Consider the following 6,084-nt stretch of genomic DNA (forward strand, 5'->3'; position numbering starts at 1 on the left):
CCCCCCCCCCCCCCCCACCCCCCCCCCCCCCCCCCCCCCCCCCCCCCCCCCCCCCCCCCCCCCCCCCCCCCCCCCCCCCCCCCCCCCCCCCCCCCGCTCCGTTTCGCCGTCGCGTACGGCTCGGCGCTATCCCAGCGCCCGCCCCAGGACGTACACCGCGGGCGCGGCCAGGGCCAGCGGCAGGGCCACCCCGGCCGTCAGGTGGACGAAACGGGAGGGGTAGTCGTAACTGGCCACCCGCAGGCCGATCAGGGCGCAGCCGCCGGCCGCCAGCCCCAGGAGCGCACCGGACGCCCCCAGGCCGGTGAGCTGCCCGGCCGCGATCCCGGCGCCCGCGGCGGCGACCAGCGCGATGCCGACGGAGGCGACGGGCGGCAGCGGCAGCGCACGGGCCAGGGTGGCCACCCCGACCGCGGCGGCGCCGACCACCACCGCATGCGGGCTCGCCGCGAGCTGCCCGGCGGCCAGCACCACGAGCGCGGTCGAGGTCAGGCCCGCGGTCAGCGCGTACATCCGCTCGTCGGCGCTGCTGCGGTTGCGCAGCTGGAGGACGAGGACGAGCAGACACCACACCCCGAGCGTGCCGATGCCGACCAGGGGCGCGCTCTCGCGGTCGGTGGCCAGCAGGGCGACATCGGTGGTCAGCCCGGCCAGGAAGGCCAGGGCGATGCCCTGGCGGGCCGGCCACATGCCGTTGAGCCGGAACCAGCCGGCCGCGGTGACGGCCTGGAGCAGCGCCACCGGTACGGCGAGCACCGGACGGGCCAGCGGCGCGGTCAGCGCCAGCAGCAGGGCCAGTACGGCGGTCAGCGCGGCCGGCTGGACACCGGGCGGGATGATCGGCGAGCGGCCCTCGGCGCGGGCGCGCTGGTTGGCCGCGAGCGGTGCGCTGGAGACCACCGCGGCGGCCGGCGCGGGCGCGGCGGGCGCCGGCCTGGCCTGCTGGGGGTGCCGGCGGGCGTACGGCTCCTCGGCCGGTGACGCGGTCTGGTGCTGCGGGGGCAGCGGCGCGGGCTCGGCGTGCGGGGCGCGGTAGCCCTCCTGGCCGTGCGGCGGCTGCTGCGCCGGCCGGGCGTGCTGCGGCTGTCCGTGCGGCGGCTGTCCGTGCCGGGGCTGCTGGCCGTACGCCTCGTACCCGTACGGGTCCTGTCCGGTCCGGCCGCGCCCGTACGGGCCGGGCCCGGGCTGCGGCACGGGGCCGGGCGGCTGCTGCTGCCGGTACGGGTCGTGGGCCGGCTGCCGGCGGTACGGCGCCTGCGGGTCGTACGGCTGCTGCGCCGCGGGCTGCTGCGCCGGACGGCCGTACGGGTCAGGACGGCCATACGGGTCCGGTCGGCCGTACGGCTCCTGCGGGGCGTACGGGTCCTGCTGGGCGTAGGGATCCTGCGGCGCATACGGGTCGTGCGGCTCGTAGGGCGGGCGGTGCTGCGGCTGGTGGTCGCTCATGATCGGGTGCTCACCCTCCCGCGAACGGCGGCAGGACCTCGACGGTGCCGCCCTGGGCCAGCGGCACCGCACCGTGGTCGCGGGTGCCGACCGGATCGCCGTCCACCAGGAAGGAGCAGCGCAGCAGGACGCGCGCGAACTCGGGGTTCGCGGCATGCGCCGCGCGTGCCGCGTCGAGCGCCTCGGCGAGCGTCGCCGCCGCATACGGCTCTTCTGCCGTGCCTGCGGCGGCCTTGGCCGCGGCCCAGTAGCGCACGGTGCCAGTTGTTGTCACGGCGGCCTCTTCGTCGTGTCGGTCGGGGGGCTTCCGTGGTGGCGGAGACCCCGTCGTTGCCGCCTCCATGATGGCGTACGCGGCGGCCCCTCCGGTTCCGGGCACATTCCGGCGACGGGTCAGGAAAGGGACGGGCAGAACACGAAAATTCGATTGCCGAGGGCAAGTGTTCGCCTAGGCTCACGGTGTGTTGGTCCGACTAGCGCGGGCGCATCTGCGGCCCCACAGGCGCTCGATATCCCTGATCGTTCTGCTCCAGCTGATCCAGACCCTGGCCACCCTCTACCTGCCCACCCTCAACGCCGACATCATTGACAACGGTGTCGTGAAGGGGGACACGGGCTACATCCTCCGCATCGGCGGCTTCATGGTCGCCGTCACCCTGCTCCAGATCGTCTGCGCGATCGGCGCCGTCTACTTCGGTGCCCGTACGGCGATGGCGCTCGGCCGGGACATCCGCGCCGCGGTCTTCGACCGGGTGCAGTCCTTCTCCGCCCGCGAGGTGGGCACCTTCGGCGCGCCGTCGCTGATCACCCGGACCACCAATGACGTCCAACAGGTCCAGATGCTGGTACTGATGACGTTCACGATGATGGTCTCGGCGCCGATCATGTGCGTCGGCGGCGTCATCATGGCGCTCAACCAGGACGTGCCGCTGTCCGGCCTGCTCCTGGTCATCGTCCCGGTCCTCGGGATACTCGTCTCACTGATCGTGCGCCGGATGCGTCCGCTGTTCCGCGGGGTGCAGGAGCGCATCGACACCGTCAACCGCGTGCTGCGCGAGCAGATCACCGGTATCCGCGTCATCCGCGCCTTCGTCCGCGACCGGCACGAGCGCGAGCGGTTCGCCGGGGCCAACACCGACCTCTACGAGATCTCGCTGCGCGCCGGCCGGCTGATGTCGATGATGTTCCCGCTGGTCATGCTGATCGTGAACCTCTCCAGCGTGGCCGTCGTCTGGTTCGGTGGGCTGCGCATCGACAGCGGCTCCATGCAGATCGGCGCGCTGACCGCGTTCCTCAGCTACCTCATGTACATCCTGATGTCGATCATGATGGCGACGTTCATGGTGATGATGCTGCCGCGCGCCGAGGTCTGCGCCGAGCGCATCCAGGAGGTCCTGGCGACCGACTCCAGCGTCACCCCGCCCGCGAACCCCGTCACCGAGCTCCGCCGCCACGGCGAACTGGAGCTGCGCGGCGTCGAGTTCCGCTTCCCCGGCGCCGAACAGCCCGTCCTCAAGGACATTTCACTGCTCGCCCGCCCCGGTGAGACCACCGCGGTCATCGGCTCGACCGGCAGCGGCAAGTCCACCCTCCTCGGGCTCGTCCCCCGACTCTTCGACGCGACCGGCGGCACGGTCCTGGTCGACGGCGAGGACGTCCGCACCCTCGACCAGGAAACCCTGGCCAAGGCCATCGGCCTGGTCCCGCAGAAGCCCTACCTCTTCTCCGGCACCGTCGCCACCAACCTGCGCTACGGCAACCCCGACGCCACCGACGACGAGCTGTGGCACGCCCTGGAGACCGCCCAGGCGCGGGACTTCGTCGAGCGGATGGAAGGCGGCCTGGACGCGCCCATCGCCCAGGGCGGCGGCAACGTCTCCGGCGGCCAGCGCCAGCGGCTGGCCATCGCCCGCGCCCTGGTGCGCCGTCCCGAGATCTACCTCTTCGACGACTCCTTCTCCGCCCTGGACTACGCGACGGACGCCGCGCTGCGCGCCGCCCTCGCCCGCGAGACCGACCGGGCCACGGTCGTGATCGTCGCCCAGCGGGTCTCCACGATCCGCGGCGCCGACCGGATCGTCGTCCTGGACGAGGGCCGGGTCGTCGGCACCGGCACCCACGCCGAGCTGATGGCCGGCAACGAGACCTACCGGGAGATCGTGCTCTCCCAGCTCACCGAGCAGGAGGCGGCATGACCACCGCGGACAAGGGGGCGGCCCCCCGGGACGGGGCCCCGGCGGCCACCGGGGAGACACCCCCCAAGGCCCCGATGCGCGGCCCGGCACCGGCGGCCGGGCCCGCCCGGATGATGGGCGGCCAGCCCACCGAGAAGTCCATGGACTTCAAGGGCTCCGGCAAACGGCTGCTGGCCCAGATGCGCCCGGAGCGCGGCATCATGACCGTCGCCCTGCTGCTGGGCGCGCTGAGCGTGGCACTGACCGTCGTGGGCCCCAAGGTCCTCGGCCACGCCACCGACCTGATCATGGCCGGCATCATCGGCCGCCAGCTGCCCGACGGGCTGACCCGGGCCCAGGCCGCCGATCAACTCCGTGCCCACGGCCAGGACGGGCTCGCCGACATGATCGGCACGATGCCGGTCGTCCCCGGTCACGGCATCGACTTCGGCGCCGTCGGCCAGGTCCTGCTCTGGGTCACCCTGATCTACGCGGCCGCCTCGCTCTTCGGCTTCGTCCAGGCCAGGATCGCCACCCGGGTCGTCCAGCGCGCCGTCTTCCGGATGCGCGAACAGGTCGAGGAGAAGCTGGCCAGGCTGCCGCTGAGCTACTTCGACAAGCAGCAGCGCGGCGAGGTCCTCTCCCGCGCCACCAACGACATCGACAACATCCAGCAGACGCTCCAGCAGACCCTCAGCCAGATCGTGGCCTCGCTGCTGACCATCCTCGGCGTCCTCGCCATGATGTTCTGGATCTCCCCGCTGCTGGCGCTGGTCGCCCTGATCACGGTCCCGGTCTCGGTCGTCGTCGCCACCAAGGTCGGCAAGCGCGCCCAGCCGCAGTTCGTCCAGCAGTGGAAGACCACCGGCAAGCTCAACGCGCACATCGAGGAGATGTACACCGGCCACAGCCTGGTGAAGGTCTTCGGCCGCCAGCGGGAGTCCGCCGCACTCTTCCGCGAACAGAACGAGGCCCTCTACGCCGCCGGGTTCCGGGCACAGTTCATCTCCGGGATCATCCAGCCCGCGATGATGTTCATCGGCAACCTCAACTACGTCCTGGTGGCGGTGGTCGGCGGCCTCCGCGTCGCCTCCGGCGCCCTCTCCATCGGCGACGTCCAGGCCTTCATCCAGTACTCCCGGCAGTTCAGCCAGCCGCTCACCCAGGTCGCCTCGATGGCCAACCTCGTCCAGTCCGGCGTCGCCTCCGCCGAGCGGGTCTTCGAACTCCTCGACGCGAAGGAGCAGACCCCCGACCCCGTGCAGCCGGCCCGGCCCGAACGCATCGAGGGCCGCGTCGAGTTCGAGGACGTCTCCTTCCGCTACGCCCCCGACAAGCCGCTCATCGAGGACCTGTCGCTGGCCGTCCACCCCGGCCAGACGGTCGCGATCGTCGGCCCCACCGGCGCCGGCAAGACCACCCTCGTCAACCTCCTGATGCGCTTCTACGAGGTGAGCGGCGGCCGGATCACCCTCGACGGCACCGACATCGCCGCCATGTCGCGCGAGGAACTGCGCGCGCACATCGGCATGGTCCTCCAGGACACCTGGCTCTTCGGCGGCACCATCGCCGAGAACATCGCCTACGGCGCCCCCGCGGGCACCTCCATGGACAAGGTCGTGGCGGCCGCCCGGGCCACCCATGTCGACCGCTTCGTGCGGACCCTGCCCGACGGCTACGACACGGTGCTCGACGACGAGGGCAGCAATGTCTCCGTCGGTGAGAAGCAGCTGATCACCATCGCCCGCGCGTTCCTCGCCGAACCGGCCATCCTCGTCCTCGACGAGGCCACCAGCTCGGTCGACACCCGCACCGAGGTCCTCATCCAGCACGCCATGGCCCAGCTCCGCACCGGCCGCACCAGCTTCGTCATCGCCCACCGCCTCTCCACGATCCGTGACGCGGACGTCATCCTCGTCATGGAAAACGGCGCGATCGTGGAACAGGGGCCCCACGATGCGCTGTTGGCCGCCAACGGCGCGTATGCGCGGCTCTATGCGGCGCAGTTCGCGGAGCCTCTCGCCGAGGCGGGCTGAGGCCCACGTTTTCGGCTGGCCCGCCGTGGTTGTTGCTCGCCGTTCGTTGCCCGCTACGCGGTGCCCCCGCCGTTGCGCCTGCGGCGGGCGGGTGGTTTGTCGGGTGCGGTGACGGACCTCCGGGGCCTGGTGTGTGGACTGCTTCGCTTTACGTCCACACACCAGGCCCCTCCGGCCCGTCCCCTCCCGTGGGGGAGTGAGTGCGGGTGGGTGGGGGCGTGCCGCCGTAAGCAATATCCGGCCCTACGGGCCGCACCGGACCACCTACGGGTCCACCTACCGGCCTTTTCCCACCCTTCAACGGGAGGGGGCGGGTCGGAGCGGGTGGGGTGTGCCGGACGTAAAGCGAAGCAGTCCGGCACACCCCACCCGCGCAGGCCCGTCCCCCCACCCCCCCACCCCCCCACACCCGAACCGCCCCCCCCAGA

4 protein-coding genes are annotated in these 6,084 nt (G+C 72.5%); 2 read left to right on the plus strand and 2 right to left on the minus strand.

Going from position 1 to position 6,084, the window contains the following annotated elements; translation table 11 throughout:
* Window positions 1-126 precede the first annotated feature (126 nt).
* On the minus strand, window positions 127-1,446 hold the full coding sequence (locus ACZ4XD_RS37075; protein ID WP_468049953.1) for a hypothetical protein: 1,320 nt from the start codon (window positions 1,444-1,446) through the stop codon (window positions 127-129).
* A 10-nt stretch (window positions 1,447-1,456) separates the two neighbouring features.
* A complete protein-coding gene (locus ACZ4XD_RS37080) occupies window positions 1,457-1,702 on the minus strand; it encodes a MoaD/ThiS family protein (RefSeq protein ID WP_042146978.1) in 246 nt (81 codons plus the stop codon).
* A 205-nt stretch (window positions 1,703-1,907) separates the two neighbouring features.
* Between ACZ4XD_RS37080 and ACZ4XD_RS37085 the strand changes: the two genes are divergently transcribed.
* Together ACZ4XD_RS37085 and ACZ4XD_RS37090 are read left to right on the plus strand one after the other, a co-directional pair.
* A complete protein-coding gene (locus ACZ4XD_RS37085) occupies window positions 1,908-3,641 on the plus strand; it encodes an ABC transporter ATP-binding protein (RefSeq protein ID WP_468049954.1) in 1,734 nt (577 codons plus the stop codon).
* Window positions 3,638-5,656: an ABC transporter ATP-binding protein gene (locus ACZ4XD_RS37090; RefSeq protein WP_468049956.1), complete on the plus strand. Its 2,019-nt coding sequence runs from the start codon at window positions 3,638-3,640 to the stop codon at window positions 5,654-5,656. The genes ACZ4XD_RS37085 and ACZ4XD_RS37090 overlap by 4 nt, the downstream gene beginning before the upstream one ends.
* The last annotated feature ends 428 nt before the right edge of the window (window positions 5,657-6,084 follow it).

The sequence above is a fragment of the Streptomyces sp. NPDC029466 genome (genome assembly GCF_055574515.1).

What these genes read in the sequence shown, in the direction of transcription:
- ACZ4XD_RS37075 (WP_468049953.1), bottom strand. Translation starts at nt 1,446, where the DNA reads ATGAGCGACCACCAGCCGCAGCACCGCCCGCCCTACGAGCCGCACGAC.
- ACZ4XD_RS37090 (WP_468049956.1), top strand. Translation starts at nt 3,638, where the DNA reads ATGACCACCGCGGACAAGGGGGCGGCCCCCCGGGACGGGGCCCCGGCG.